Origin of the sequence: Micromonospora echinospora (assembly GCF_014203425.1) — a bacterium.
GTDB classification, from domain to species: domain Bacteria; phylum Actinomycetota; class Actinomycetes; order Mycobacteriales; family Micromonosporaceae; genus Micromonospora; species Micromonospora echinospora_A.
In genome coordinates this window covers 2,802,819-2,828,909 of sequence record NZ_JACHJC010000001.1, presented here as the reverse complement: position 1 = coordinate 2,828,909, position 26,091 = coordinate 2,802,819, and the positions used below count along the sequence as shown (strand labels likewise).

Genomic DNA, 26,091 nt, shown 5'->3' with positions numbered 1-26,091 from the left:
ATGGACGAGCTGCGCCGCGCGATGCGGGTGACCGAGCGGGCCGACGGCCTGGACATCGCGGACATCATGCGCCGGGGACGTCGGCTGCGCCGCCGCCGGCGGATCGGCGCCGGGGTCGCGGCGGCGGTGGCGACGATCGCGGTGGCGGTCGGGGTCGACGCCGTGGCGACGCGGCCCGGCCCGCCGTACCCGCCGGCCGGCGAGCCGGTCGCCACCGCGTCCGCCGCCACTCCCCCGCCCTCGCCGACCGCCGCGCCGACCCCGACGGAGCCGCCGCCGCGACCGCTCGGGACCGTCGTGGACAGCGGCATCCGGTACGGCTCCGACGAACGCGTCTTCTTCGTCGTCCCGGTCGACGTGCCGGGGCTGCCCCGCGTGACGATCGGCCTGGTCGCCGGACGGCGCGCGCCGGACGGCCGCCTGACCTCCGACTTCCTTGTCAACGACGTGTACGGCAGCGACCGCCGGGCCGGGTTCCACGAGATCGGGTACGACCAGCAGCGGGTGCCCACCGACACGTCGGTACCGACGTTCGGCTACTTCGTCGGCCCGGCGGCACGCATCGTCGGGACAGTCGACGGCCGGCAGGTCGAGGCGAAGCTGGCCAGGTGGAGCGAGGACCCCCAGGTGGTGATCTTCTGGTTCGACCCGAAGACCCTCACCCCGGGAACCCCGCTCGACGGCATCACCGCCCGAGACCCCCAGGGCCACCGCCTGTAGCCCTCCCGAGCCGCCTCACCTCTCCCCTTCTCACCCGATGATCAAGGAGTTTGCGGGCTGACACCGCGCTGGTGAGGACACGAACTCCTTGATCACCGACGTCAGAGGGCGAGGCGTGAGAGCCGAACCCGCCCCGAACTCCTTGATTCGCTGCTCCGAGCCGCCCCGCGCACCCTCCCCCGTCCCGGCGGCCCGAGCTGCCCGAGCTGCCCGAGCTGCCCGAGCTGCCCGAGCTGCCCGAGCTGCCCGAGCTGCCCGTAGATCTTGGTACGAAACGGCCCCTATAAGGGCACTTTCGCACCAAGATCTACGACAGCTCCCGGGATATGGACCGCGAATCTCAGCTCATGGGAGACATGACACGCCTGGGACGGGCAGGCGAGGCGGGCACCGGCTCCCTCGCCGGCGATCTTGCACTTTCTGCCCGGTCGGATGGGACATTCACGACATCGACAGGGCCGCGAGTGCAAGATCGCGGAGAGCGGGCGAGGGCGGGAGGCACGGAGGGCGGGGCGGAGGGCGGGAGGGGCGGAGGGCGGGGCCGAGGGCGGGTGGGGTGGGTGTGAGGATCGGGGGCATGCGTGCTGTGGTGTTCGAGCGGTTCGGGGTGCGGCCGGAGGTCCGGGAGGTGGACGACCCGGCGCCGGCGCCGGACGGGGTGGTCGTCCAGGTCGGTGCGACAGGGCTGTGCCGCAGCGACTGGCACGGCTGGCAGGGCCACGACCCGGACATCCGCCTGCCGCACGTGCCGGGGCACGAGTTCGCCGGCGTCGTCGTGGCGGCCGGCGCGGACGTACGCGGCTGGCGGCCCGGTGACCGGGTGACCGCGCCGTTCGTCTGCGCCTGCGGGCGGTGCCCCTCGTGCCTGGCGGGCGACCAGCAGGTCTGCGAGCGGCAGACCCAGCCGGGCTTCACCGGGTGGGGCTCGTTCGCCGAGCTGGTCGCGGTGCGGCACGCCGACGTCAATCTGGTCCGGCTGCCGGACGAGCTGGACGAGCCGGCCGCCGCCGCGCTCGGCTGCCGGTTCGCCACCGCGTTCCGGGCCGTGACCGCGCAGGGCCGAGTGGCCGCCGGCGAATGGGTGGCGGTGCACGGCTGCGGCGGCGTCGGCCTGTCCGCCGTGATGATCGCGGCGGCGAGCGGGGCGCGGGTGGTGGCGGTGGACGTGTCTCCCGCCGCGCTGGAGATGGCCCGCCGCTGCGGCGCCGCCGTCTGTGTGGACGCGAGCGCGCTGGGCGGGCCGGGCGAGGTGGCCGCCGCGATCCGGGACGCCACCGGCGAGGGCGCGCACCTGTCGCTGGACGCGCTGGGCGCTCACGCCACCTGCGTGGCGTCGATCGAGGGCCTGCGCCGGCGCGGCCGGCACGTGCAGGTCGGGCTGCTGCCCGCCGCGCAGGGCCGCCCGGCGCTGCCGATGGACCTGGTGATCGCGTACGAGCTGGAGCTGCTCGGCAGCCACGGCATGCCGGCCCACGCGTACCCGGAGATGCTGCGGCTGGTCACCGCCGGGGTGCTGCGCCCCGCCGAGCTGGTCACCCGCACCGTCGACCTGGCCGCCGCGCCGGAGGCGCTGGCGACGATGGACCGGCCGGCCGTCGCCGGGATGTGCCTGATCCGGCCCTGAGAACGGGCGCGGGCCGGCCCGGCGCCGGGAGACCCGGCGCGGACCGGCCCGCGAGGCGGCCCGATCAGTCGGTGACGGTCACCGTGACGGTCCGGGGCGGCTGCTGGTACTGCCCGCGGTTGTCCATGCCGCGGATCGTCACCGTGTACGTGCCGGCCGGGATCACCGGCGACGTGTACGCGAAGTTCGACCCCGGCGAGCCCGGGCTGGTGAGGAACGTGGCGATCCACGGCCAGTTGCTCGGCGCGCCTGCCCGGCCGAACGTGCCGGCGGAGTTCATGCCCTGCCCGGCGCTGTTGCCGATCTGCACCTCGACCTTCTGCATCCCGCCGTCGTCCACGGCCCGGCCGGTGATCACGATCCGGCCACCGGTGTACGCCTGTCCCTCGACCGGCGTGATGCTCGGCTCCAGCGTCGGGTCGGTGTCACCGGGGTAGACCAGGTAACGGGCGGTCGCGCCGCTTGTCGAGTTGTCCTGCTGGCCCGCGGTGTCCACGGCCCACGCCTCGACGCTGTAGGTGCCCCGGGTGGGCAGGTCGATCGAGAGCGTGAACCCGGTGCTGGTCGCGCCGGGCGAAGCGAGCGTCGCGTCGACTGTGGCGAACGCGGCGGCCATGGTGCCGTTGGGCTGCACGTACCGGCCGGTGTCCAGGTCGCGCAGCGCGATCCGGACCGCCCGTACGCCCTTGTCGTCGGTGGCGGTGCCGGTCAGGTCCAGGTGCAGCCGGTCGATGTCCTGGTTGGTGCCGGTGAAGCTGAGCAGCCCGTTCGGGAAGGCGTCGCCGGGCACCTGGGCGGTGACCGTGAGCCGGCCCATGTTGTTGCTGGACGTGGTCAGGCCGAGCTTGTCGGTCGCCCGTACCCGGAAGTCGTAGACGCCGGGGGTGAGCGGCACCGTGGTGAACGACCAGTCGAACGTCGCCGCGTCGAGGTTGGTCGGGGAGATCCGGTGGTAGCCGGCGACCGAGTCGGCGCCCCAGGTGCCGTCGGTGGCGAGCGCCTCGCGGGTGGTGTTGTTACGCAGGTAGATCTCGACCGACTTGAGGGCGTCGTCGTCGCTCGCCGTACCGGCGAACGTGATCGTGCCGCCCGGTGCGACGGTGAGCGGCGCCGGGTTGCCCGGCGGGGTCATCGCCACCGGCGAGGTGATCGCCACTGTCGGCGGTACGCCGTTGGCGGAGACGGTCCAGTCGCGGGTGTCACCGCGCAGGTCGCTCTGCCCGGTCGTGTCGACGGCGGTGGCGGTCATCTTCCACTGCCCCTCGATCGGCAGCGTGACCTCGTACTGCCAGGTGGCGGACGTCGCGCCGATCACGTCCGGCTCGCCGCGGAAGGTGTTGTAGACGGCGGCGACGGTGCCGTCGTCCTGGAGGTACCTGTTGTCCGCCGTGCGGAACGAGTAGATCAGCGAGTTGACGCCCTTGTCGTCGGTGGCGGTGCCGGAGGCCACGAACGTCTGCGTGGCGAGCAGGCCGGCCGACGGTGAGCTGATCCGGGTCGACGGCGGCAGGTCGTCGAAGCGGAACGTCTCGATCTTCTTGACCGCCTTTGTGGTGTCGCCGGCGCCGTTGCGGTCGAACGTCTTGGCCTGCAACTGGTAGACGCCGGCCGGCAGCGTCACCGGCAGGCTCCACGTGGTGGAGGTGGCGTTCGGCGCGGCCACCGTCGTGTTGATCGCCTTGAACGCGCCCCAGGTGGTCAGGTCGGCCTGGAGGTACCTGCCGCTGTTGCGGTCCTGGATCTCCAGCTGGACGCGGGCCACTCCGGCCGGGGCGAGCGCCTGGCCGCTGATGGTGAACGACTCGCCGGCCGGCTTCACCGCGCCCTCGATCGGCGTGGTGACAGTGGTGTCCAGCGGAGCCGGCGCGGGCTGCTCGGAGAGGTCGAAGAAGGCCACCCGGCCGGTGGTCTTGCCGCCCTTGACGTTGCCGTCACCGCCGACGAGCAGGCCGCGCGAGGTGGCGAGCATCGCCTTCTCGCCCTCGTACGAGTTGGAGCCGGGGTTCCACTCCAGCGCGGTGCCGGTGAGCGGGTCCAGCGCGCCGAGGTGGTCGCGGCGGACCACCTGGTCGCCGAGGCCGTAGCCGCTGAGCCCCTGGCCGGTGCCGTAGCCGACGTTGTCCAGGCCGGGCCACGGCACGTTCGAGGTGGGCGACTCCTGCCAGCTGAAGTGCCCGCCGACGTAGACGGCGGTGTCGGTGATCGCCACCGAGTAGATGCTGTCGAAGTGCCGGGAGATCCAGAGTGGCTCGACGTTGTCGTTTCCGGTCAGCGGGTACGCGATGGCGGTGTCGTTGATCGGCGGGCGGTCGCCGCCGGAGCCGCTGGTGACGACGAAGTACGAGTCGTCGGGCGCGATGTCGCCGGCGAAGACGCGCTGGATGCCGCCGACGAAGGAGAGGTTGTCCTCCCACAGCCGGGTACGCCAGGGCAGCAGCGCCTTGCTCGCCGTACCGATCAGGGCCACGCCGTAGCGGTCCTGGCCGGCGATCTGGCGGCCGGTGTGCACGACCAGCAGCTTGCTGCGGTCGTGGGTGAGCTTGAGCTGCTGCACGGTGAGCATGCCGCCGACGCCGATGCCGCCGGTGAGCGGCAGGTTGAAGCCGGTGTCGACGGCGCCGGTGGTGGGGTTGAGCGCGGCCAGGCCGCTGCGGCTGACCCCGTTGACGGTGGCGAACTGGCCGCCGACGTAGACGGCGTTGGCGCTCACTGCGAGCGCGGTGGCCCGCGCGTTGGCGGTGGCGGTGAACGCGGCGACCGGCGCGCCGGTGGCCGGGTTCAGCCGGGCGATCTTGCGCTTGGTGACCCCGTTGATCGTGTTGAAGGTGCCGGCGATGTAGAGCGACGTGCCGTCCGGCGACGCCTCCACAGCGGTGACCGCGCCGTCGATCGTCGGCTTGAAGGCGGTGTCCACCTTGCCGGTGTCCAGGTTGTACGACGCGAGGGACTTCTGTGCGATCGCGGTGCCGCCGACGTTCGCGATCGAGGTGAACGTGCCGGCGACGAAGACCCGGTTGCCGATCACCTCGATGTCGGTGATCTCGCCGTTGGTGATCCGCGGCGTGTCGGTGCGGGGCGTGGTCGGCATCAGCCGGGTGTCCCCGGGGGTAACCAGTGCCCGGGTGGCAGTGGTGCGCGCGGCGCCGAGCGCGGCGCTGCTCCCGGTCGCCTGGGCGCCGGTCCGGCCGGCTGCGCCGGCGTCTCGCACGACGACGGTGCCGGCGAGCGCCGGTACGCCCACCACCACGACCGCGCCGGCGGCGAGCACCGCCACCGCGCGACTCCAAACTCGCATCGAGACAACTCTCCCTGTCCGCCGGGACGGCCGCCCTCGGGTGATTCCCGGGTCCCTCCGTCCGCGTGCCGGACGCCACCGTAGGAGGCAAAGACATCTCGCGATACGTGCCGCACCGGTAATCGACCGGTCGCCATCAATTCCGGCCACACCGGCAGCCCTGCTCCTCCGATCGGGTCACCCGCGCCGCCGTCCGGCCGCCGCGGCGGTCAGTCGCCCCGCACCCGGGGGTGACGGTGGTCGGTCAGCCGCAGGCCGACACCGCGTACCGCCGCGATGGTGACGCCGGTGCCCAGCTCGTCGAGCTTGCGTCGCAACCGCTTCACCAGGGACTGCACGTCGGCCCGGCCGTGCGTCGGCGCGTCGCGCCAGACCGCCCGGTGCAGCTCGGCGTAGCTCCACACCCGTACCGGCTCGGTGGTCAGGCAGGTCAGCAGGTCACGCTCCAGCCGGGTCAGGGGGATCGCGCGGTCGCCCCACCGGGCGGTGGAGCGGGTCGCGTCGATCACCAGGGCGCCGTCCGGCGCGGGCTCCTCCCCGGGTACGGGCGACCGCGGCGCGTCCCGCGGGGCCGGCGCGTCGGCCTGGGCCGGCGTGTCCGCCGTGATCAACTCGCGCAGCTCGTCCAGATCGGCGACCATCAACAGGGGCGCGACGCCGTCGAGCAGCTCGGTCAGCCGCAGCCGCTCGGCCGGGGACGAGGTCACTCCGATGACGAGCGAGAAGGGCCGCTCCGGCGGCTCGGTGCCGGAGTTCGCCGCGTTCGTGCCGTCAGTCGTCACCGCGCCCCACCGTGACAAAAACTGTCAACAAGCCATCCGATCCGGGGGCCTGTTGGTGACATGTTGCTCACGTACGGTCATTGATCGTTCCCTCATGTCGATCATAGTGTCCATTCAGGTGACCGGCGCAGACCCGCACGGCCGCCTAGGGGGCCTGGGGGGTTCTTGTAATACCGGTGCGACCAGTCGGGAGAGCACATCTCCTGGCCCTTCTGCCATGGCTCGATCATCCGCGGGTCATCGGAGTAGGAGGCAGCACCGATGCTGAGACGTCCACACAGATGGGGCCCGGCCCGGCGGCTGGTGAGCGCAGGCGCCGCCCTGGTGCTCGCCGCGACCGCGCTGGCCGCAACCGGCACGGGAGCGCAGGCCGGCACGGGCGCCGGCGCGTCGGCCGGCGACAAGATCCGCCCCGAACTCACCCGGCAGCTGCAGGGCAAGAGCGAGGGCGACTTCTGGATCCACTTCTCGGGCAAGGCTGACCTGGGCAAGGCCGCCGCGACCAAGGACTGGAACGAGCGCGGCGCCGCCGTCGCGGCGGCGCTGAAGAAGACCGCCGCGGAGAGCCAGGCCAAGATCCGCGCCGAGCTGGACCGCTCGGGCACGAAGTACCAGAGCTTCTGGGCCACCAACGCCATCAAGGTCACCGACGGCTCGCTGACCATGGCGCAGAACTTCGCCGCCCACTCCGAAGTGGACGGGCTGTACGCGCCGGTCGAGTACAAGCTCCCCGAGACCACCCCGGGCACCGACGAGAAGTCGGCGAACGCGCTGGAGTGGGGCATCGCGAACATCAACGCCGACGACGTCTGGTCCCAGTACGGCGTCAAGGGCGCCGGCATCACGGTGGCCAGCATCGACAGCGGCGTCCAGTACAACCACCCGGCGCTGGTGAACTCGTACCGGGGCAACAACGGCGACGGCACCTTCGACCACAATTACAACTGGTTCGACGCCGCCGACGAGTGCGCCACCGCGCCGTGCGACTCCGACGGCCACGGCACGCACACAATGGGCACCATGGCCGGCGCCGACGGGGCCAACCAGATCGGTGTCGCCCCCGAGGTCAAGTGGATCGCCGCGAACGGGTGCTGCCCGACCGACGCCGCGCTGATCTCCTCCGGCCAGTGGATGCTGGAGCCCACCGACCTCAACGGGCAGAACCCGGACGCCAGCAAGCGGCCGAACATCATCAACAACTCGTGGGGCACGACGGCGCCGTCCAACCAGCCGTTCATGGAGGACGTCACGAACGCCTGGACCGCGTCCGGCATCTTCGGCGTCTGGTCCAACGGCAACAACGGCCCGTCCTGCCAGACCAGCGGCTCCCCGGGCAGCCTGGCCAGCAACTACTCGGCCGGCGCGTACGACGTCAACAACAACATCGCCAGCTTCTCGTCCCGGGGCACCGGGCAGAGCGGCGAGATCAAGCCGAACATCTCGGCACCCGGCGTCAACGTCCGCTCCAGCGTGCCGACCAACTCGTACGCCAGCATCAGCGGCACCTCGATGGCGGCGCCGCACCTGGCCGGCGCGATCGCGCTGCTCTGGTCGGCGGCGCCCACCCTGGTCGGCGACGTCACGGCGACGCGCGCGCTGCTGAACGACACGGCTGTCGACAAGGCCGACGCCCAGTGCGGCGGCACCACCGACGACAACAACGTCTACGGCGAGGGCCGGCTGGACGCGCTCGCGCTGCTCGCCGCCGCCCCGATCGGCGACAACGGCACGCTGGCCGGCAAGGTCACCGACGCGGCCACCGGCGCGGGGATCGCCGGCGCCACCGTCACCCTGTCCGGCGCGGCGGACCGCACGCTGATCACCGGCGCCGACGGCACGTACTCCTCGCTCCTGCCGGCCGGTGACTACCAGGTCGTCGTCTCGTCCTTCGGGTACGCGACCCGCACGCTGTCCGCGACTGTCACCGCGAACACGACCACCACGCTGGACGTCGCGCTCACCGCGGTGCCGAGCGTGACGGTCAGCGGGCAGGTCACCGACGGGTCCGGGCACGGCTGGCCGCTGTACGCGAAGGTGAGCGTCGAGGGCACGCCGATCTCCGACTACACCACGCCCACCACCGGCCGCTACAGCCTGTCGCTGCCGTCCGGGGCGACCTACCGGCTCAAGGTCGAGCCGCAGTACGCCGGCTACCTGACCACCACCAAGGAGGTCACCGTCGGCACGGGCAACGCCGTCGCCAACATCGCCGTGCAGGCGAACCCGGAGGCGTGCGCCACCGCCCCCGGCTACACCGTCAGCTCCGACGGCGAGTACGAGACGTTCGACGGCACGGGCGTGCCGGACGGCTGGACCGTGGTGGACAACGCCGGCACCGGCCAGGTCTGGGAGTTCACCGATGCCGGTGAGCGCGGCAACCTGACCGGCGGCAGCGGCAACTTCGCCGTCATCGACAGCGACAACTACGGCAGCGGCGGGCGGCAGGACACGTCGCTGGTCAGCCCGGTCGTCGACCTGACCGGCGTGACCGCGCCGGTGATCCGGTTCAACCAGGACTACAACTGGCTCAACAGCGACCGCGCGGACGTCGACCTGAGCCTCGACGGCGGCACCACCTGGAGCAACGTGCTGCGGCAGGCGGCTGACGTACGCGGCCCGCGGGTGACCGAGGTGCCGATCCCGCAGGCGGCCGGCCAGTCGCAGGTGCGGGTGCGCTTCCACTACTACGAGGCCAGCTGGGAGTGGTGGTGGGAGGTCGACAACGTCCTCATCGGCAGCAAGCTCGTCTGCAAGCCGGTGAACGGCGGCCTGGTCCTCGGCCACGTCCGTGACAAGAACGACAACGGCTACGTCAACGGCGCCACGGTGACCAGCAAGGACCGCCCGGCGGAGAAGGCCACCACAGTGGCCACGCCGGACGACACCGAGCTGCCCGACGGCTTCTACTGGATGTTCTCGTCGCTGACCGGGACGCACCCGTTCACCGCCAGCGCCGGCAACTACGTGAGCCAGACCAAGCAGGTCACCGTCGAGGAGGACTGGGCCACCGCGGCCAACTTCCAGCTCGCCGCCGGCCGGCTGTCGGTGAAGCCGACCTCGCTCACCGGCACGGTCCGGATGCCGAGCGGCAAGGTCAGCAAGACCTTCACCGTGACGAACACCGGCGGGGCGCCGGTCACCGCCGAGTTCAGCGAGCGTGACGGCGGGTTCGTGCTGCAACGGGCCGACGGTTCCCAGTTGTCCCAGCAGGCGCTGCTCGGCTCGACCGGCGCGCCGGTCCAGCGGCTGACCGCCGCGACGTCGTTCGCCGCCCGCTCGTCCGGCAAGTCGTCCACCGCGATCGCGGCGGCGGCCCCGCAGGCGGACCCGTGGACCGCCATCCCGGGCTACCCGTCGAACGTGATGGACAACCGGGTCGTCACCGTCGACGGCAAGGTCTACTCCATCGCCGGTGGCGACGGCACCGCGTCGAGCGCCAAGAACTACCGGTACGACCCGATCGCCCAGACGTGGACCGGCATCGCCGACCTGCCCGGCGCGCGTAACGCCATGACGGTCGGCGCGATCGACGGGAAGATCGTCGCCACCGGTGGCTGGGGCGCCGCCGGTCCGGACGTCGCCACCTTCTCGTACGACCCGGCGGCGAACACCTGGACCCGCAAGGCCGACAACCCGGCGCCGCGCTCGGCGGCCGGCCAGGCGGTCGCGGGTGGCAAGTTGTACGCGATCGGCGGCTGCACCACTGCCAGCTGCACGCCGATGTCCAACTCGGTGGTCCGCTACGACCCCGGCGCGGACACCTGGGAGACGCTGCCCGCGTACCCGAAGTCGGTGGCGTTCCTGTCCTGCGGCGGGATCGACGGCACCGTCTACTGCACCGGCGGCAACGACGGAACCACGTCGCAGAAGGTCGGGTACGCCTTCGACCCGGCTGCCAACGCCTGGACCGCCATCCCGGACGCGCCGGCCGACAGCTGGGCCTCCTCGTACGCGGTGGCCAACGGCAAGCTGCTTGTCGTCGGCGGGTCGCAGGGCGGCGCCATCACCAACGCCGGCTTCGCCTTCGATCCGGCGACCAACTCGTGGGCGAACCTGCCCAACGCCAACACCGCCCGCTACCGGGGCGGCGCGGCCTGCGGGTTCTACAAGGTCGGCGGCTCGTCGGGCAGCTTCACGGCCACCAAGGACAGCGAGGTCCTGCCCGGCTTCTCCGAGTGCTCGGAGGTCGCTGCCGACGTGAGCTGGCTGACCGTCGACAAGTCGAAGGTCACGCTGGCGCCCGGTGAGAAGGTCACTGTCACTGTCGTGATGACCGCGAACGTCGACCAGCCGGGCACGTACTCCGCGTCGGTGGCGATCAAGGAGGACACCCCGTACACCGTGGAGCCGGTGGCGGTGACCATGATCGCGCAGCCGCCGACCACCTGGGGCAAGCTGTCCGGCACGGTCTCCGGCAAGAGCTGCCAGGGTGCCACCGCGCCGCTGGCGGGCGTGACCGTGCAGGTCGACTCCTGGGCGAACTCCTACACCTTCACCACTGACGCCGAGGGCCGGTACGCCTACTGGATGGACCGGCGCAACAACCCGCTCACGTTGATCGTCGCGAAGGACGGCTGGAAGCCCCAGACGCGCCAGACGAAGATCAACAGCAGCACGCCCACGGTAGAGGACTTCACCCTCTCCCCCACCCGCTGCTGACCCCAGCACCTGACAAGGGCGGCCCGCCCGGTGCTCAGCACCGGGCGGGCCGCCCCACGCCCACCCCACTTCGTCCCCCGCGATCTTGCAGTTACCGCCCCGACAAGGCACACAAAAGCCCCACCCAAAGGGCCGCAACTGCAAGATCAACGGCGCGAGCCAGGGGCGGGGAGGGTGGGGTGGGTCAGGGTGGGGTCAGGCGGAAGCCGACGCCTCGGACGGCGTGGATGGTCGCGGGAACGTTGAGGCGGGCCAGCTTGCGCCGGATACGGCGTACCACCGAGTGCATGTCCGAGCCCCGGCCCAGGTGGTCGTTGCCCCAGACCTCGCGGTGCAGCCGGGCGTACGTCCACACCTGACCGGGCGTGCCGGCCAGGCAGACCAGCAGGTCGTGCTCCAGCGGCGTCAACCCGACCTCCCGCTCCCGCCAGCGCAGCACCCGCCGGTCGGAGTCGACACCCAGCTCCAGCCGGGACGACGGGCCGGACGACGGGACGGGCGACTCACCGACGGGCTGCGGCCGGGGCGCCGGCGGGCCGGCCGGACGGCGGACCAGGTCGAGGAAGCGGCGGGCCTGGTGGACGCTGGAGACGATCAGGAACGCCTCGGTGCCGCCGAGCAGCTGGGCCAGCTGCCGGCGCTCGGCCGACGAGGACGCGACGCCGATGACCAAGGACGGCATCCCTGTCATCCGTTCCCACCTTTCCGGCAGGTTGAACCGCAACGCGGGGCGGTCGCCAGGCACGACGAGGCGGGGCACCTGGCTTGCGGAGTTCGACCCGAGGGGTGCGGGAGCTGCGGTTTCGTGAGGCTTCGGGGTGAACTACCGGGATCATATAGCCGAGCACCGATGATTGGTATAGCAGTTAACGTCGATGTAACTGCATGCGACAACGTGACCGGGGCATGTTTGCGCAGGGTCGGGTTTCGGCACGCACGTACCGATGAGAGCCGGGACGTACGCCGGTCCAATGCGTGTGATCACGCACATGCTCTCCCTGGCCGGCGGGACGCCGACCCGCGCGGACATCGCCGCCCGCTGCGCCGAACTGGCCGAGGCGCTGCGCGGCCGCGACCGGGGGGTGGTGGTCTGCGACGTGTCCGCTGTGGCCGCGCCGGACCTGGTAACGGTCGAGGTGCTGGCGCGGCTGCGCCTGACCGCGCGGCGGTTCGGCTGGCGGCTGGAGGTACGCGGCGCGGGCGACGACCTACGCGAGCTCGCGGGCCTGCTCGGGCTGGCCGGCGCCCTCCTCCAGCCGGGCGGGCAGCCCGAACAGCGGGAACAGGCGGTCGACGTCGAGGAAGTTGTTGAGCGACGTGATCCGGCCGCCGGAGACGCCGATCACGATCAGCGCCCAGGGCACGTGTCCTGAGCCGTCGGGGTCGCGCCGGTAGTGCCCGAACGCGGGCATCCCGTTTGCGGCGGTCGGCACCAGCCGGGAGCCGCGGCAGCCGCTGCCGGTGCCGGCCATCCAGGCCGCGATGTGTTCGGGGCCGCGCAGCCACAGCGGCAGCGGCGGCATCGACAGCGTCGCGTCCTCGTGCAGCAGCGCGGTGAGCGCCGTCAGGTCGTACGCCTCGAACGCGCGCACGTAGCGGGCGAGCAGCGCCTGCTGCTCGTCATCGAGCGGACGGCTCGCGTCTGCCTCGGTGTCGGCCGAGGCGAGCGTGGCCCGCGCCCGTTGCAGCGCGCTGTTGACGCTCGCCACCGACGTGTCGAGCAGGTCGGCGACCTCCTGGGCCGACCAGGCGAGCACCTCGCGCAGGATCAGCACGGCCCGCTGCCTGGGCGGCAGGTGCTGCAACGCCGCGACGAACGCCAGCCGCACCGACTCGCGGCCGGCGACCACCTCGGCCGGGTCACCGGCCTCGGGCAGCACCCGGTCGTCGGGCACCGGGCCGAGCCAGATCTGCTCCGGGCGCGGCTCGCCGGGATGGGTGGCGGTGCCGACGCCCGCCGGGCCGAGGTCCATCGGCCGGATCCGGCGCTGCGCGCTGGTGGCCATGGTGAGGCAGACGTTCGTGGCGATCCGGTAGAGCCAGGTCCGCAGCGCGGAACGCCCTTCGAACTTGTCGAAGTTGCGCCAGGCCCGGACGAAGGTGTCCTGCACCGCGTCCTCGGCCTCGAAGGCCGAACCCAGCATCCGGTAGCAGTAGCCGGTCAGCTCCGACCGGTACGCCTCGAGTTGCGCCTCGACGGGAATGCTCGCCACCTCGCTCACCCCGCCGAAGCTAGCCCACATGCTGCATGAACGCGAGTACCCCGGGCCCGCGGCGATGAGTAAGCCCCGCGCGCCCGGTCCAACGGTCGTCAGGTCACCACACCGGAGGAGCACCGATGACCACCGCCCAGCGCGACGAGACCGACGCCCCGGGGCGGTACGCCGACGTCAACGGCGTACGCCTCTACCACGAGACGCACGGCACCGGACGGCCGATGATCCTGCTGCACGGCGGGCTCACCTCGGGCGAGATGTTCGCGCCGATCCTGCCCATGCTCACCGCGAAACACCAGGTCGTCGTGGTGGACCTGCAGGGGCACGGCCGCACCGCGGACGTGGACCGGCCGCTCGACATGGCGTTGATGGCCGATGACGTCGCCGCGCTGATCGACCACCTGGGGCTGGACCGGCCGGACGTGGTCGGCTTCTCCCTCGGCGGCGGCGTCGCCCTGCACGTCGGGTTCCGGCATCCGGAGAAGGTCGGCCGGCTGGTCGCCGCGTCCGCGCACATCCGCCGCGACGCCGTCTACCCGGAGCTGCTGGCGCAGCAGGGTCAGGTGAACGCCGCGGCGGCCGAATACCTGAAGGACACCCCGATGTACGAGCTGTACCAGCGGGTCGCGCCACGCCCGGAGGACTTCCCCCGGCTGCTCGACAAGATCGGCGAGGCGATGCGCAAGGACTTCGACTTCACCGACCAGGTGCGTGCCCTGCGGGTGCCGACGCTCGTGGTCGCCGCCGACGCCGACATGGCTCCGCCGAGCCACTTCGTGGAGGTGTTCGGGCTGCTCGACGGCGGCCGGCGCGACGGCGGCTGGACGGGCGAGGGCCGACCGGCGGGCGGGCACGCGCTGGCGATCCTGCCCGGCCTGACCCACTACGACATCGACCAGTCGCCGCTGTTCGCCGCGGTGACCCTGGCCTTCCTCGACCGGGACCGCTGACCCGCGCGTGTGCCGCCTCCCGCACCGGGGTACCGCTGAGTCAGGAACACCGGTGAGGAGGACGAGATGACCGACCCCAGGTACGCACCGATCGGGCTGGCCACCGCCGGGCAGCTGGTCCCCGACGACGGACAGACCGACGGCGGTGAGGTCGTCGGCGCTGACGACGCGGCGGCGGACGCCGCCCGGGCCGGCGCCGACGTGGACCTGGCCGGGGCCGACCGGGACAGCGACGGCACCCCGGTGGGCGCCGCCGACGCCGAGGCCGACCGCCGGCGCGCCGCCCGCGAGTGAACGACCGGCTCCGCCCCGCCACCCGTGTCGCGGTGGCGGGGCGGAGCCGTCCTCAGCCGTCGACCGGCAGCTCCACGTCGGGCAGGTGCCCGAGCGCCCGGATCGCGGTGACCGCGGCGTACCCGTCGGCCAGCCAGGCGATGTCGGTGCCGGGGACCGCGCGGACCGCGTTCTCCTCCACCGCCGTACGCACGAACCCCTCACCGCGCTCGGCGACCGACACCTGCACCTGGCCGAACGGCGCCAGCGTCGCCTGGCGCAGCCCGGCCACCTGATCGGCCGGCAGGTCGGGCACGTTGAGGTTGAGCACGGTGCCCGGGTCCGCCCCGGCCAGCCAGGGCAGCAGACTCCCGGCCAGCTCGGCGGCCGTCGACCAGTGCCGGGACTCGTCGTCCACGGTGTCCAGCACCGCAATCGCCGCGCCACCGCTGCCGGCGCTCGCCGCCGCCGGGGTGAGCACGTCGAGCGACACGGCGAGCGCGCGGATGCCGTTGTTGCCGGCGGTCAGCGCCGCGCCGACGGTGCCGGAGTGCAGGACCGCGTGGCCCGCGTTCGCGCCCCGGTTGATGCCGGACAGCAGCAGGTCCGGTACCGGCCCGAACACCCCGAGCCCGGCCAGGATCGCGATGTACGCCGGTGAGGCGGCCACCGCGTACGCGGGCACGCCGGGCAGCCCGTCCAGCTCGGTCTCGCCGAACACCAGCCGCCCGTCGTCGGTCACCGCGGACAGCGCCGCGCTCATCCCGCTCGCCTCGTGCCGCGGCGCGGCGACCACCACGTCCAGCCCGCGCTCGTACGCGGCCCGGGCCAGTGCGCGGATGCCGGGCGCGTGCACGCCGTCGTCGTTTGTCACCAGCACCCGGGGCGGCCGGTCAGCCGTCATCGTCGCCACCGTCCAGCGGGGTCAGCCGGACCCGGCCGGCGAGTTCCCGTACCGCCTCGGCGCGGCCGGTGCCCAGCCCGTGCCGGGTCACGTTGAGCGCGCCCGCGGCGGCGCCGACGTGCAGCGCCTCCCGCATGTCCCCGCCCCGGGCCAGCACCGCCGCCACCCCGGCGGTCATCGAGTCACCGGCGCCCCGGTGGTCGGCCAGCTCCAGCGGCGGGGCGTGCACCAGCAGCGCCTCGCCGTCCTCCGGCAGCGCGAGCGCGGGTTCCCCGGCGCGGCTGATCAGCACCGTCCGCGCCCCCCGCTCCTGGCACCGGCGACCGGCGTCGCGCAGCGCCTCCACGCTGTCGTCCTTGGCCAGGCCGTCGTCGAGCAGTTCCTCGTGGCTGACCTTCAGCACGCTCACCCCGCCGTCGAGCACCGCCTCCAGGTACGGGCCGGACAGGTCGGCCACCACCGTCCCGCCGTTGGCGCTCAGGTCGGCGGCGAGCCGGCGGTAGATGTCCGGGTCCACCACCTGCGGGTCGGCTGGTCCGCTGAGCACGCTCACCGGTGCGCGCAGCCCTTCGGTGAGCGTCACCGTGTACAGCTCGTCGATGTCGTGCCGCACCATCGGCACGCCCGGATGCTCGGCGATCTCGGTCCGCTCGCCGTCACGGCGGTCGTGCACGTACCAGCCGGTGCCGGACTCGCGGCGCACCATCCGTACCGTGACGTCCTCGTCGTCGAGCAGCTTGCGGACCGCGTCGCCGACCTCGCCGCCGAGGCCCACGCACATGGTCACCGGCACGCCGAGCGCGGCGATCATCCGGCTCTGCCACACCCCCTGACCGCCCGGGTGCAGATGCAGCTCGGTCGCCTCGCCCTGCTGCTCGATGGTCACCGTCAACAGCGGCGCGGGGGCGAACACCATCACCTTCTGGTCCATTCGCCAGTGGTGCCCGCTGACCGGCCCCGGTAATCCCCCTGGTCAGCGCGGACGCGCGGCGGCGCGGCGACGCCGCAGGTACGGCAGCGCGAACAGGTAGAGGCCGCTGACCAGGAGCAGGGCGAGCGGCAGCAGCGGTACGTAGGAGATCCACACGATCGGGTCCTCCTGGGCCAGCGCGACGAACGTGACCACGACGGTCACCGTGAAGGCGATCGAGAACCAGCGGTGGAGCTGGCGGATGCGGAGGTCCATGGGTTGGTGCCCCTTTTCCCCGATGGCCGCCCCGGTGGGAGGCCCGTACCGCAGACGCTAGGTCCGCCCACCCGCGCGAGGCTTCTCGATTCCTGACCGGTCCGCGCCGCCGCTCGGCGGCCCAGGCGCGGGCATCGGGCGGGTTGCCCGGCGCGCCTACCCTGCCGTCAACAGCGGCCGAGCCACGGGGGCAGGCATGCAGATCATCGAACACAGCGTCGTCGGTACCCGGTCCGCCGTTCTCCGCCTGCGCCGGCCCGGCAGCCAGTTGCAGTTCCTGGTGTTCCCGATGCACCACGTGGCGAGCCCGGCGTTTTACGCGGCGGTCACGAAACGACTCCGCGAATGCGACCTGCTCGTCGTCGAGGGCGTCAGCGGCCGGTCGGTGGTCGGCTCGGCGTTGACACTCACCTACCGGGCCATGCCGGCCAACCGGCGCTCCGGCCTGGTGACAGACCCCATTCCGTACGCGTCTCTCGGCGTCGAGGTGATCAACCCGGACGTGACGGCGGCGGAGTTCGCCCAGGGCTGGCGGACCATGCCGCTGCGGTACCGCCTCCAGATCTGGGCGCTGATCCCGGTCGTGATCGTGATCCAGTTCTTCGGCGGCACCCGGTGGCTGCTCTCGCCCGAGGTCGAGGTGAGCGACCTGCCGTCCCCCGCCGACGAACGGCACGCCGACGACGAGGTCACCGAGCACTTCGACCGCACGCTCGGCGGTGAACGCGACGAGCGGCTGCTCGCCTCGTTGGCCGAGCTGATCCGCAACCGGTCCGCCGAGCGCATCGACGTGGCGATCGTCTACGGCGCCGGGCACGTGCCGGCGATCGTGCGCGGACTCCTGGAGCTGCACGGATACCGCCCGCGCTCCGCCGAATGGCTCACCGTCCTGGAGCGGTGAGCACGACGCTCAATCGGCGGCCAACTCCGGCCGGTGCTCCTTGATCCACTCCTGGACGTCCGACTTCAACCAGACCTTGCCCTGCACGAGGTCGGCCACCGGCTCCGGGAAGTTGCGGTTACTGGTGATCACGTAGACCCGCTGCTTGCTGATGCCGCCCAGCATCACGCGAATCTCGGCTGCGCCCACCAGCTCCATACGCCGGACGCTAGACAGTTGACCCAGATCCTTGACTCGGGTCAACGCCTCGGTCACCCGGGTATGCCGACATCCTCGCCGCCGGGCCGCCCGCCCAGAACGACCCGGCCGCACGTGGCGATCCGGCCGCTGTGGCTCTGCCTGTTCGACGCCGCTGCCGACCTGCTGAGACTCAACCCCGATCCGGGTCCACGTCCCGACGAACTGTTCCACCGGTTCGTCGCGTGGACGAGGCACACCTGAGCGGACAGGTCACTCTCGTCCCGCCGTGCCCGCGGACCAGTCGTCCACCCGCATCCGCGACGGCGGCCTCGCCGTCTCAGAGCGCCGCACGAACCCGGCGACGGCGAGCGCGCTCATCGTGGTGGCCGCGGCAGCGGCGAGCACCAGGAGGGTGGTCTCCACCTGCACCGTACGCATGTACTCGCCGCCGTTCGCGGTCGCGGACGCGTAGCGCACGGCCGCGAGCGGGTTGAGCAGCACCGCGGCGATGCCGGCGGTCCAGGCCGCCCTCGGTAGCCGCTCGTCGCCGGGACGGACGGTCCGCCGGGCGGCCCAGCAGCCGAGGGCCGCGAACGTGACGAGCAGCGTGACCGGCAGCAGCCAGAGCATGGCGGGCAGCAGGTCACGGAGGGGCACCACGGCGTCGAGCAACTCCACCAGGAAGCCGGAGCCGTCGTGGGTCACCAGGCCGATCCGGTGGCTGTACGCCGCGAGCGCAACCAGCGTGCAGCCGATGTGGACGGTGATCAGGGCGACGAGGGCGGACAGCGCGGCGCGGCGGGCGGACACCGGGCCGAGGTTACCGGCTGCGCGCTCCGGCGGTGGGCCGCCAGCTCGCCCGCGCCGGGAGGGTCAGACGCTCAAGGCGAGATCGGCGACCTCGGCGGCACAGCCCCAGGACAACGTCATCCCGGCGCCGCCGTGCCCGTACGCGTGCACCAGCCGCCCGTCCGCCGGGTCCACCTCGACCCGGGGGCCGCCGTGCCGGGCCGGCCGCAGCCCGATCCGCTCCCCCAGCACCGGCGCGTCCGCGAGCTTCGGCACCAGCACCACGCACCGGCGCCGGATCGCCGCCGCCTCCTCGGGGTCGGGGCGGGTGTGCCCCACCCCCGCCTCGTAGGTGCCGCCGAGCACCACGTCGTGGCGGCGCGGATGCACGTACGTGATGCCAGCCGGGTCGTCCTCGTCGCGTACCGAGACGGTCAGGCCAGGATTCGCCACCAGCACGACGTGCCCGCGCGCCGGGTACACGGCCGCGTCGGCGGCGAGCCGGCCGGCGGCCAGGCCGGTCGCGTTGACCACGACCGGCGCGACCTCGTACGCCTCGGCGAGCGTGCCCAGCGCACGGCGGACGACCCGGCCGCCGCCCGCCTCCAGGCGCTCCCGCAGCCAGGCGAGATAAGGGGTCATCTCCACCGACGGGGCGGTGAACCGCAGCAGCGCGGTGTACGGCGGCTCCGCCGGCTCGGCCACGAGGTCGCCGCAGGCGTCGGCCCACCAGGGCGGCCCGGCGTAGCGGTGGCGCAACCACATCCGGGTGGGCCGGTCGACCACCCCCGGCACGCCGTCGGCCGCCTGGCGGCGCAGCTCGGCGTGGGCGTCCCGGGCCCAGCGCAGCACCCGGGGATCCTCCTCGGTGTGGCTGGGGTACCAGACCGCGGCGGCCACCGTCGACACGGTGCCGGCCGGGTCGTGGGCGGTCAGCACGGTGACCCGGGCACCGCGCCGCTGGAGGGTGAGCGCTGTCGTCATCCCCACGACGCCACCGCCGACCACCACCACGTCCGCCTCGGTCATGTTCCGCTCCCGTCACCCGTACCGACGTCGTTGCGCCGACGGCGCACCTCGGCGCCGATGACGCCCTTCAGCCTCGGGTCAAGACTGAGCCCGAGGTGGCGGCACGGGCGAACCCTGGCTGGCTTGCTCGTCGGTCGATGGATAGCAGATAGCTCGCCCCACATGGGCCGCAAGTGCAAATTGTCGCAGCACTCAAATGGCAGGCGACTATGTATAGCCTTTACACGCAAAATATGCATGCTTATAAAAGCATATTTTATGCCCTTAAAGCGGGCACAGTCGGCGCGTGCTTGTACTGTAAAAAAATGTCCGTTTTGCCTGTAGTATGTCCAGCCTTCTCAGCCTTCGTACTACTTGACATGTCCGAGTTAAGGCATCTTACCCCCTTTGCAAGGGATCGTGGCGACCACTCATCTCAACCGAGCTTAGCGTCGCCACAAAAGACCGGCTGATATTCCGGCTCCGAGCAGACCTGAAGTGCCGGCTTCCCCGGTGCAACGGGAAAGCCGGCCGATCCCGGGTCACCCGCATCTATCGGCTGCCGCCAGGAGCGTTGCAGCTCAGCGTACATGGCCAGCCTGCGCTTACGCCACCTTCGAGTGACACTACATTGGATTTCGAAAGACATGGAAAAAGCTTTTCCAGAGACTGAGAGAAAGCCAGACAACAGTTTCCGTCATCTAACCCTTTTGCTACCCCTCGCCGGGCCCTGACCTGCACAGATACTCCACACCCGCCAACTACACGACATTCTTTCAAGCGCTGATCACCGCTTTATTCGGGTCTCGACCGCGCGAGGGGTGCATTCGCGCTGCGGCTAGTGGAATATGTGAGCAAGGACCTCGCCTCCAGGTGCAACTGGAGACCGAGCGTGACGAGGTCAGTCCGGGTCGCCCGCATCGACAGCCGACGGAGGAAAGCCATGGAAGTTACTGCGAAGATCAGGCTCGACCGGGTCGTGGTCATCCAGATCCTGGTGATCGTGATTCTGCTCGCGGGATCTCTCTGATCGCCGTCGCTCAGTGCCCGCGCCTCGTCACCGCGCGGGCACTGAGCGAGCCCGGTTGCCGGACGTCGTCAAGCCACCATCTGCTGGTCAACTTATGCGGTGTTCCACCCTGGAAGCTACGGCCAGCCGGTGGCCGTCTCAAACCGGGATGCCGCCAAGGGATGCTCAGCCGCCCTACTGCCCCTCGTCTTCGCCCTGCTCAGGGATCGGTCGATGTGGACATGGCCGGCTCTCATGGGCGGGGTCGATAATAGTGGTGCGCAGGCATGACCTCGAGCTTCTTGCAACGGCTGCCGTAAGCGGTGACCTTACCGTTCCAGGCGTTGCTCTTTGTCGTGGGCGCGGCTGACCTGGCCGTAGCTGTGCAGCGCACGTTGCTACGCCAGGCATTGTTCATCAACCCGAACTGACTGCGGTGCGTGAAGGCCTTCCGTGGGGGCGAATCGCTTTGTCCGTCTCGGTTACGCTCGGGGTTTGGCCTTGGGGAGGGCTCATGAGTGCGGATCCTTCGATGAGCGGCGACTTCACCCGCATGCTCGACGCGACGATGGCGGCGCTTCGGACGGTGGGTCCACCGCCGGCCGACGAGGCGGAAACGCCAGTGGTCGGCGAGGCCGCCGACGGGCAGGTACGCGCCGAGATGGGGCGCGACGGCAAGCTCCACGCGCTGCACGTCGAGCCGCGGCTGATGCGGCTCGGGTCCGAGGAGCTGACCGCGCACGTCGTGACCGCTGTCAACGCGGCGATCGACGGGCTGCGGAGCGGCCCGGCCCCGCAGGTCGCTGACATGGCGCAGTTGCGGGAGCAGTTGCAGGAGGTACGGGACACCGCCGTACCCCGGCTCGGGTCGTTCCTCGACGCGCTGACCGAGGCGCAGGAGCGGATGGCACGCGGCGGGCAGCGATGAGCGGCGGCGGATTCGAGGTGCACCCGCCGCTGATCCGGGCCGCCGGGCGCGGCGTCAGCGACCTGGCCAAGCGGTTCGAAGGCGAGCTGGAGGCGTTCGAGGCGCGGATGCGGGGCTACGGCGAACCGTGGGGCGCCGACGACATCGGGTCGCTGATCGGCATCGCCTACACCGAGGTGGCGAACTACATCTTCGACTGCGTCGGCATGGCGGCCGAGGAGTTCACCTCGGCGGGCGCCGACATCGCCGGGATGGCCGACGCGTACGAGCGGGTCGACGAGGACGGCGCGGGCACGATGCGCTCGCTGGCCGGCGGGCTGGGGTGAGCCGTGGGACTGCAACTACCCGGTGAGCTGATCACCGCGCTCGGCTGGATCGGCTACACCTGGCCGCAGGCCGACGAGGAGAAGCTCTTCGAGATGGGCCAGGCGTGGCTCGAGTTCGGCGGCCGGATCGGTGCGGCGGCCGGTGCGGCGGACGCGGCGGCCGCGCAGGTCTGGACGCAGAACGTCGGCCCGGCGATCGCGGCATTCCAGAAGTGGTGGGGCGGCGAGCAGAACGGCCCGCTCGTGCTGCACGACAGCATGCCCGCGGCCACGCTGCTCGGCGCCGGGCTGATCATCTGCGCGGCGATCGTGCTGGCGCTGAAGATCGCGGTGATCGTGCAGCTGGCCATCCTGGCGTTCCAGGTCGCCCAGGCGATCGCCACCGCCGTGGTCACGTTCGGCGCCTCGCTGGCCGAGATCCCGATCTTCCAGATCATCACCCGGGAGATCGTCGGCGCGCTCATCGACCAGGTCATCGGAAGACTGCTCGATGCCTAGCCCTCGGCGCGGCCGCGGCGCCGCCGCGAAACCGGCGGCCGGCAAGATCGTCCGCAAGGCGGTCGAGAAGCTGGAGAAGCCGATCGTCCGGGTCACCGGGCCCAACCGGAGCCTGCCCACGAAGGTGATCCGGGTCGAACGCCGGAACTTCCACGCCACCGCCCAGTTCCGGCGCAAGATGGCCGCGCTGAAGAAACTCAGCGACGAAGGCAAGCTCTACAAGGCCACCAACCCGGTGGCCCGCGACAAGAGCATCACCGACGGGTACAAGGAGCGGATCCGGCAGAAGATCTGGGACAAGTACTGGCCGCACGACAAGGACCTCGCCAACCGGCTCAGTCGACGGCTCAGCGACTACCATCCGGACCACGTGTGGGAACTGCAGCTCGGCGGGCCGGACACCGTCGACAACCTCAAGCTGCTGCATGGTAGAACGAACACGGACATCGGCTCCCAGATCTGGGGGCAGATCCAGAATCTGCCGGACGGAACCCCGATCCGAATAGAGGTAGTGGATTGACTTCCGATCTCGCGCAGCTTCTCGCCGAACTCCGCGCCGACCTGGCCGCGGACGAGCCGGCCAGTCTCGCGTACGCGCAGATCGGCGACCCCGCCGACGACGGTGACGTGCCGGCGGAGCTGCCGGCCGGCCTGCGCGAGTTCCTGCTCGCCGCCGACGGCCTGCGGGCCGGCGCGTTCGAGCTGGCCTCGACCGCCCGGCTGGCCGGGGTCCAGTACTTCCTCGACTACGCGCCCGACTTCTCCCCCGTCGGCCAGGACAAGACCGGCTGGCTCGTGGTCGGCACGCGCAGCGACGAGCCGATCTTCCTGGAGCGCGCCACCGGCGCGGTGTGGTACTTCCCGCCCACCGGCACCGAGTGGTTCATGGGCGACGCGTTCGAGGAGCTGGCGCCCGACCTGGACTCGTTCGTGCACTACTACGTGCTCGGCCCCGGCTACGCCGAACTGGTCACCGACGACGACGGGTGGTACGCGTTCCTGGACCGGCAGGGCCTGCTCGACGAGACGGACGAGGACGAGACGCAGCCGTGACCGTCACCCGCGAACAGCTCACCGCGCTCTGGGGTGAGCGGGGCGTCATCTACTTCCCCGACCAGCGTTTCGACGCGATCCTCGGGCCACTCGGGCCGGCGGTCTTCCCGCCCGACGGCGCGCTGCCGGTCGAGGTGCCGATCCTGTTCACTGTGGACGTGACGGTGCCCGACGTCGAGCTGTTCTCCACGCTGTCGATCGAGCTGGGCGACCAGGGCCCCCGCCCGTACATCGTGCTGGGCGCCTCGCCGGAGGACGCGGCGCTGCTGTTCTGCCTGGACGCCGGCACCGGCGCGGTGATCCTGCTGGACCTGGAGACGCCGAACCTGGAGACGGTGAACAGCACGTTCGCCGCGTTCGTGGAGTTCCTCTACCGGCTCGGGCAGCTCATCGCCACCGACCCGGGCGGCCGGGAACGCGCGACCCGCGCGGCGGCGATCCGCGACGACCTGCGCCCGGTCGACCCGGTCGCGTTCGGCGAGCCGGAGTCGTGGTGGAACGTGGCCTTCGACGAGCTGGAGTCGACCGCCTGAGGTCAACGGGCCGCCGCCGCGGGCACCGCCGGCGCGGCGCGGTCCGCACCGGTCACGCCGGCGACGAGCAGCAGGTACGCGGCCAGCTCCGCCGCCGCCGTCAGCGCCGCCACTGGTTGCGGCATCGCCGAGGTGGGCGGGATGGCGTACCAGGCGAACAGCGCGGTGCCGTCGGCCTCGAACGGATGCGGCACCGCGGCCAGCGCCGCGTCGAGCAGCGGCAACGCGAGCACCGCCAGCAGTGCCGCCCCGGTCGCGGCGAGCCGCCGGCCCCGCCCGGCCAGCAGCACGGCGAGCGCCAGCGCGGCGAGGGCGAGAGCCAGCGGCGGCAGCACCGCGAGGACGAGCGCGGGCACGACGTCGACATGGTCGTACCCCGGGCCCTCCCCCCGGGTCAGCGTGGTCCGGGTACGGGTCTCCACGACCCGGTTACTGGCGGCGACGGCGACGCCGATGTCGGCGGCCCGGACGGCCGCATACCCGACGACGGGCGCGGCGGCGACCGCCGCGGCGATCAGGCGCCGCCGCCGTCCACGGCCCCGGAACGCGACCAGCAGCACCGCCACCGCGACAAGCGCCGCCCAGCTCCCGGCGAACGCCGCGTCGAAGCCGGCCGTCCGGTCGAAGGCGCTGTCGCCGCTGCCGTACACCACCCAGCCGGCGTCCCCGGCGCCCGCGCCGGCCGGCATGGTGCGGACCGCGTCCACGAGCAGCGGTGCGAGCGCCACCGGCACCGCCCAGCGCGGGGCGGGCAGTCCGGCGGCGACAGCGTACGCGAGCAGCAGCGCCAGGCTCAGCACCTCCGCGCCGCGCCAGAGCGGTGCGGCCACCAGGACACCGACGACGTGGGCGACGGCGCACACGGCCGCGAGGATCAGCAGCAGCGGGGCGCGACGCACCGGCGGATCCTTTCACGGCACACCGGCCCGGCGCCGCCCCGTGATCGTCAGCTGCCGGCCGGCACCTGGTCCTTGACGTCGTCGTAGCCGACCGCGCCCGGCGCCGGCGCCGGGGTGTAGATCACCCGGATCACGCCGGTCGGGTACGTCTCGGTCCCGGCCACCCTCAGGTGGTACGGCGCGTCGCCCTCGTCGAACAGCCGACGGCCCTTGCGCGCGGCGACCGGGTGCACCAGCAGCCGCAGCTCGTCCACCAGGCCCGCGGCGAGCAGTTGCTGCACCACCGAGATCGAGCCGGGGATGAGGATGCCCTTGATGCCGGCGTCGGCCTTGAGCGCGCGCACTGCGTCCACCAGGTCACCCTGGATCAGCTCGGAGTTGCGCCAGGAGAACTCCAGCGGCTGGCGCGAGACGACCACCTTGCGCATGTCGCCGAGCTGCTTGGCGAACGGCGCGTCCTCACCGCCGGCGGCCTCCCGGTCCGGCCAGGCGCCGGCGAAGCTGTCGTACGTCTCCCGGCCGATCAGCAGCACGTCGGAGGTGTCGTAGTCCTCGGTGACGGCGCGGCCCATGTTGTCGTCGAAGTACGGGAAGTGCCAGTCGGGGTCGATCTCGGCGACACCGTCGGCCGAGATGAACAGCGTGGAGATGACAGTGGCCATCGCGGTGCTCCTTCTCAGGTGGGTTCGACGGGTTGACCGCCGCACCGTGTCAAACTCATCGGCCCGCGACAACGTCACCGGGTCAGAACGTGAAATCCGGCGGAGCGCCCTCGCCCACCCGCCCGTCGACCGCCTCGCGGAGCAGATCCGCGTGGCCGGTGTGCCGGGCGTACTCCTCGATCACGTCGAGGAGCATCTTGCGAACGGTGGGGGAACGCCCGTTCGGCCAGGTGAACGACGACGGCCCGGCCAGTCCACGTTCGGCGACGACGGCATCCATCAGCCGGCGCGACCGCTGCACCGCTGCCCGCCACAGCGCGTACACGTCCTCCGGTGCGGCCTGCGCGCCGAAACGCCACTCCCAGTCGGGCTCGGCGTCGAAGTCGACGCCCTCCCACGGCGGTCCGTACTCCTGACCGGCCACCTTCACGGCCAGCCAGTCCGCCTCGACCAGGGCCATGTGCGCGATCAGACCGCCGAGCGTCATGGTGCTGGCGGCGGTGACGGCGCGCAGGCCGGTCTCGTCGAGCCCGTCGGTCTTCCAGGCGAAGGTCCGCCGGTTGCGCTCCAGGACGGCCAGCAGCGCCTCGGCCTCGGTCTCGGTGATCGCGTCGCCCATCGCCGAAGCATAGGCAGCCGGCGAAATGCGTGGGGGGCGGCGAGGTTCTGCCGGTACGGTGCCCGGGACCAGACGCG

26 protein-coding genes and 1 pseudogene are annotated in these 26,091 nt (G+C 71.9%); 14 read left to right on the top strand and 13 right to left on the bottom strand.

The window, feature by feature from the left end:
- Both FHU28_RS13400 and FHU28_RS13395 read left to right on the top strand, forming a co-directional pair.
- On the top strand, positions 1-720 hold the full coding sequence (locus FHU28_RS13400; RefSeq protein ID WP_221453954.1) for a hypothetical protein: 720 nt from the start codon (positions 1-3) through the stop codon (positions 718-720).
- 577 nt (positions 721-1,297) lie between these two features.
- Positions 1,298-2,344, top strand: a complete 1,047-nt coding sequence (locus FHU28_RS13395; RefSeq protein WP_184684089.1) for a zinc-dependent alcohol dehydrogenase family protein — start codon at positions 1,298-1,300, stop codon at positions 2,342-2,344.
- Positions 2,345-2,408: 64 nt separating this feature from the next.
- Here the strand turns inward: FHU28_RS13395 and FHU28_RS13390 are convergent, their stop codons facing one another.
- Both FHU28_RS13390 and FHU28_RS13385 read right to left on the bottom strand, forming a co-directional pair.
- Positions 2,409-5,639 carry an Ig-like domain-containing protein gene (locus FHU28_RS13390; protein ID WP_184684086.1) on the bottom strand — a complete coding sequence of 1,077 codons (3,231 nt, stop codon included), beginning with the start codon at positions 5,637-5,639 and terminating at the stop codon, positions 2,409-2,411.
- A 209-nt stretch (positions 5,640-5,848) separates the two neighbouring features.
- On the bottom strand, positions 5,849-6,421 hold the full coding sequence (locus FHU28_RS13385) for a winged helix-turn-helix domain-containing protein (protein ID WP_184684084.1): 573 nt from the start codon (positions 6,419-6,421) through the stop codon (positions 5,849-5,851).
- 261 nt (positions 6,422-6,682) lie between these two features.
- On the opposite strand from FHU28_RS13385, the gene FHU28_RS13380 reads away from it, so the two are divergent.
- Positions 6,683-11,080 (top strand): S8 family serine peptidase, encoded by a 4,398-nt coding sequence (locus tag FHU28_RS13380; RefSeq protein WP_184684082.1) that lies wholly within the window; start codon positions 6,683-6,685, stop codon positions 11,078-11,080.
- A 184-nt stretch (positions 11,081-11,264) separates the two neighbouring features.
- Here FHU28_RS13380 and FHU28_RS13375 read toward each other — a convergent pair whose 3' ends face one another.
- On the bottom strand, positions 11,265-11,771 hold the full coding sequence (locus FHU28_RS13375; protein ID WP_184684081.1) for a winged helix-turn-helix domain-containing protein: 507 nt from the start codon (positions 11,769-11,771) through the stop codon (positions 11,265-11,267).
- A gap of 253 nt (positions 11,772-12,024) precedes the next feature.
- Between FHU28_RS13375 and FHU28_RS33255 the strand changes: the two are divergent.
- Positions 12,025-12,258: pseudogene (locus FHU28_RS33255) on the top strand (hypothetical protein); the annotation flags it as partial.
- Between the two features lie 30 nt (positions 12,259-12,288).
- Here FHU28_RS33255 and FHU28_RS13365 read toward each other — a convergent pair.
- On the bottom strand, positions 12,289-13,323 hold the full coding sequence (locus FHU28_RS13365; protein WP_184684080.1) for a sigma-70 family RNA polymerase sigma factor: 1,035 nt from the start codon (positions 13,321-13,323) through the stop codon (positions 12,289-12,291).
- Positions 13,324-13,418: 95 nt separating this feature from the next.
- Here FHU28_RS13365 and FHU28_RS13360 point away from each other — a divergent pair, with 95 nt between their 5' ends.
- Positions 13,419-14,246 carry an alpha/beta fold hydrolase gene (locus tag FHU28_RS13360; protein ID WP_184684079.1) on the top strand — a complete coding sequence of 276 codons (828 nt, stop codon included), beginning with the start codon at positions 13,419-13,421 and terminating at the stop codon, positions 14,244-14,246.
- Between the two features lie 66 nt (positions 14,247-14,312).
- Positions 14,313-14,540, top strand: a complete 228-nt coding sequence (locus FHU28_RS13355; protein WP_184684078.1) for a hypothetical protein — start codon at positions 14,313-14,315, stop codon at positions 14,538-14,540.
- A gap of 52 nt (positions 14,541-14,592) precedes the next feature.
- Here FHU28_RS13355 and surE read toward each other — a convergent pair whose 3' ends face one another.
- From surE to FHU28_RS13340, 3 genes are read right to left on the bottom strand one after another with little or no spacing between them, the layout of a single operon-like run.
- Positions 14,593-15,423, bottom strand: coding sequence for a 5'/3'-nucleotidase SurE (gene surE / locus FHU28_RS13350; protein ID WP_184684077.1), 831 nt, complete (start codon positions 15,421-15,423; stop codon positions 14,593-14,595).
- Complete coding sequence (locus tag FHU28_RS13345; RefSeq protein ID WP_225980500.1) at positions 15,413-16,354, bottom strand: 1-phosphofructokinase family hexose kinase; 942 nt, start codon at positions 16,352-16,354, stop codon at positions 15,413-15,415. The genes surE and FHU28_RS13345 overlap by 11 nt, the downstream gene beginning before the upstream one ends.
- A 42-nt stretch (positions 16,355-16,396) precedes the next feature.
- A complete protein-coding gene (locus FHU28_RS13340; RefSeq protein WP_184684076.1) occupies positions 16,397-16,609 on the bottom strand; it encodes a hypothetical protein in 213 nt (70 codons plus the stop codon).
- Positions 16,610-16,805: 196 nt separating this feature from the next.
- Here FHU28_RS13340 and FHU28_RS13335 point away from each other — a divergent pair, with 196 nt between their 5' ends.
- Entirely contained in the window at positions 16,806-17,510 is a 705-nt protein-coding gene (locus FHU28_RS13335) for a hypothetical protein (protein WP_184684074.1), read from the top strand.
- 9 nt (positions 17,511-17,519) lie between these two features.
- On the opposite strand, the gene FHU28_RS13330 is transcribed toward FHU28_RS13335, so the two are convergent.
- On the bottom strand, positions 17,520-17,708 hold the full coding sequence (locus FHU28_RS13330; RefSeq protein ID WP_043325157.1) for a hypothetical protein: 189 nt from the start codon (positions 17,706-17,708) through the stop codon (positions 17,520-17,522).
- A gap of 114 nt (positions 17,709-17,822) precedes the next feature.
- On the opposite strand from FHU28_RS13330, the gene FHU28_RS32585 reads away from it, so the two are divergent.
- Positions 17,823-17,951, top strand: coding sequence for a hypothetical protein (locus FHU28_RS32585; RefSeq protein ID WP_260412936.1), 129 nt, complete (start codon positions 17,823-17,825; stop codon positions 17,949-17,951).
- 9 nt (positions 17,952-17,960) lie between these two features.
- Here the strand turns inward: FHU28_RS32585 and FHU28_RS13325 are convergent, their stop codons facing one another.
- Both FHU28_RS13325 and FHU28_RS13320 read right to left on the bottom strand, forming a co-directional pair.
- Positions 17,961-18,500, bottom strand: a complete 540-nt coding sequence (locus tag FHU28_RS13325; RefSeq protein ID WP_184684072.1) for a hypothetical protein — start codon at positions 18,498-18,500, stop codon at positions 17,961-17,963.
- 63 nt (positions 18,501-18,563) lie between these two features.
- Complete coding sequence (locus tag FHU28_RS13320) at positions 18,564-19,508, bottom strand: FAD-dependent oxidoreductase (RefSeq protein WP_184684070.1); 945 nt, start codon at positions 19,506-19,508, stop codon at positions 18,564-18,566.
- Positions 19,509-21,010: 1,502 nt separating this feature from the next.
- Between FHU28_RS13320 and FHU28_RS13315 the strand changes: the two genes are divergently transcribed.
- The 6 genes from FHU28_RS13315 to FHU28_RS13290 are packed head-to-tail and all read left to right on the top strand — an operon-like array spanning position 21,011 to position 23,834.
- On the top strand, positions 21,011-21,424 hold the full coding sequence (locus FHU28_RS13315; RefSeq protein ID WP_116509488.1) for a YbaB/EbfC family nucleoid-associated protein: 414 nt from the start codon (positions 21,011-21,013) through the stop codon (positions 21,422-21,424).
- Positions 21,421-21,750: a hypothetical protein gene (locus FHU28_RS13310; protein ID WP_184684069.1), complete on the top strand. Its 330-nt coding sequence runs from the start codon at positions 21,421-21,423 to the stop codon at positions 21,748-21,750. Before FHU28_RS13315 ends, FHU28_RS13310 begins: the two co-directional genes overlap by 4 nt.
- A gap of 3 nt (positions 21,751-21,753) precedes the next feature.
- Positions 21,754-22,248, top strand: a complete 495-nt coding sequence (locus tag FHU28_RS13305) for a WXG100-like domain-containing protein (RefSeq protein ID WP_184684068.1) — start codon at positions 21,754-21,756, stop codon at positions 22,246-22,248.
- Positions 22,241-22,768 (top strand): endonuclease, encoded by a 528-nt coding sequence (locus FHU28_RS13300; protein WP_184684067.1) that lies wholly within the window; start codon positions 22,241-22,243, stop codon positions 22,766-22,768. The genes FHU28_RS13305 and FHU28_RS13300 overlap by 8 nt, the downstream gene beginning before the upstream one ends.
- The gene (locus FHU28_RS13295) at positions 22,765-23,301 is read left to right on the top strand and encodes an SUKH-4 family immunity protein (RefSeq protein ID WP_184684066.1); all 537 of its coding nucleotides are present in this window, start codon (positions 22,765-22,767) and stop codon (positions 23,299-23,301) included. The genes FHU28_RS13300 and FHU28_RS13295 overlap by 4 nt, the downstream gene beginning before the upstream one ends.
- Positions 23,298-23,834: an SUKH-4 family immunity protein gene (locus FHU28_RS13290; RefSeq protein WP_184684065.1), complete on the top strand. Its 537-nt coding sequence runs from the start codon at positions 23,298-23,300 to the stop codon at positions 23,832-23,834. The genes FHU28_RS13295 and FHU28_RS13290 overlap by 4 nt, the downstream gene beginning before the upstream one ends.
- Positions 23,835-23,836: 2 nt before the next feature.
- Here the strand turns inward: FHU28_RS13290 and FHU28_RS13285 are convergent, their stop codons facing one another.
- The 3 genes from FHU28_RS13285 to FHU28_RS13275 form a co-directional block, all read right to left on the bottom strand.
- Complete coding sequence (locus FHU28_RS13285; protein WP_184684064.1) at positions 23,837-24,733, bottom strand: hypothetical protein; 897 nt, start codon at positions 24,731-24,733, stop codon at positions 23,837-23,839.
- A 47-nt stretch (positions 24,734-24,780) separates the two neighbouring features.
- On the bottom strand, positions 24,781-25,395 hold the full coding sequence (locus tag FHU28_RS13280; protein ID WP_184684063.1) for a dihydrofolate reductase family protein: 615 nt from the start codon (positions 25,393-25,395) through the stop codon (positions 24,781-24,783).
- A gap of 82 nt (positions 25,396-25,477) precedes the next feature.
- On the bottom strand, positions 25,478-26,014 hold the full coding sequence (locus FHU28_RS13275; protein WP_184684061.1) for a DinB family protein: 537 nt from the start codon (positions 26,012-26,014) through the stop codon (positions 25,478-25,480).
- Between the last annotated feature and the right edge of the window lie 77 nt (positions 26,015-26,091).

What these genes read in the sequence shown, in the direction of transcription:
- FHU28_RS13400 (WP_221453954.1), top strand. Translation starts at nt 1, where the DNA reads ATGGACGAGCTGCGCCGCGCGATGCGGGTGACCGAGCGGGCCGACGGC.
- FHU28_RS13395 (WP_184684089.1), top strand. Translation starts at nt 1,298, where the DNA reads ATGCGTGCTGTGGTGTTCGAGCGGTTCGGGGTGCGGCCGGAGGTCCGG.
- FHU28_RS13390 (WP_184684086.1), bottom strand. Translation starts at nt 5,639, where the DNA reads ATGCGAGTTTGGAGTCGCGCGGTGGCGGTGCTCGCCGCCGGCGCGGTC.
- FHU28_RS13380 (WP_184684082.1), top strand. Translation starts at nt 6,683, where the DNA reads ATGCTGAGACGTCCACACAGATGGGGCCCGGCCCGGCGGCTGGTGAGC.
- FHU28_RS13375 (WP_184684081.1), bottom strand. Translation starts at nt 11,771, where the DNA reads ATGACAGGGATGCCGTCCTTGGTCATCGGCGTCGCGTCCTCGTCGGCC.
- FHU28_RS13365 (WP_184684080.1), bottom strand. Translation starts at nt 13,323, where the DNA reads ATGTGGGCTAGCTTCGGCGGGGTGAGCGAGGTGGCGAGCATTCCCGTC.
- FHU28_RS13360 (WP_184684079.1), top strand. Translation starts at nt 13,419, where the DNA reads ATGACCACCGCCCAGCGCGACGAGACCGACGCCCCGGGGCGGTACGCC.
- FHU28_RS13355 (WP_184684078.1), top strand. Translation starts at nt 14,313, where the DNA reads ATGACCGACCCCAGGTACGCACCGATCGGGCTGGCCACCGCCGGGCAG.
- surE (WP_184684077.1), bottom strand. Translation starts at nt 15,423, where the DNA reads ATGACGGCTGACCGGCCGCCCCGGGTGCTGGTGACAAACGACGACGGC.
- FHU28_RS13345 (WP_225980500.1), bottom strand. Translation starts at nt 16,354, where the DNA reads ATGGACCAGAAGGTGATGGTGTTCGCCCCCGCGCCGCTGTTGACGGTG.
- FHU28_RS13340 (WP_184684076.1), bottom strand. Translation starts at nt 16,609, where the DNA reads ATGGACCTCCGCATCCGCCAGCTCCACCGCTGGTTCTCGATCGCCTTC.
- FHU28_RS13335 (WP_184684074.1), top strand. Translation starts at nt 16,806, where the DNA reads ATGCAGATCATCGAACACAGCGTCGTCGGTACCCGGTCCGCCGTTCTC.
- FHU28_RS13330 (WP_043325157.1), bottom strand. Translation starts at nt 17,708, where the DNA reads ATGGAGCTGGTGGGCGCAGCCGAGATTCGCGTGATGCTGGGCGGCATC.
- FHU28_RS13320 (WP_184684070.1), bottom strand. Translation starts at nt 19,508, where the DNA reads ATGACCGAGGCGGACGTGGTGGTGGTCGGCGGTGGCGTCGTGGGGATG.
- FHU28_RS13315 (WP_116509488.1), top strand. Translation starts at nt 21,011, where the DNA reads ATGAGTGCGGATCCTTCGATGAGCGGCGACTTCACCCGCATGCTCGAC.
- FHU28_RS13310 (WP_184684069.1), top strand. Translation starts at nt 21,421, where the DNA reads ATGAGCGGCGGCGGATTCGAGGTGCACCCGCCGCTGATCCGGGCCGCC.
- FHU28_RS13300 (WP_184684067.1), top strand. Translation starts at nt 22,241, where the DNA reads ATGCCTAGCCCTCGGCGCGGCCGCGGCGCCGCCGCGAAACCGGCGGCC.
- FHU28_RS13280 (WP_184684063.1), bottom strand. Translation starts at nt 25,395, where the DNA reads ATGGCCACTGTCATCTCCACGCTGTTCATCTCGGCCGACGGTGTCGCC.
- FHU28_RS13275 (WP_184684061.1), bottom strand. Translation starts at nt 26,014, where the DNA reads ATGGGCGACGCGATCACCGAGACCGAGGCCGAGGCGCTGCTGGCCGTC.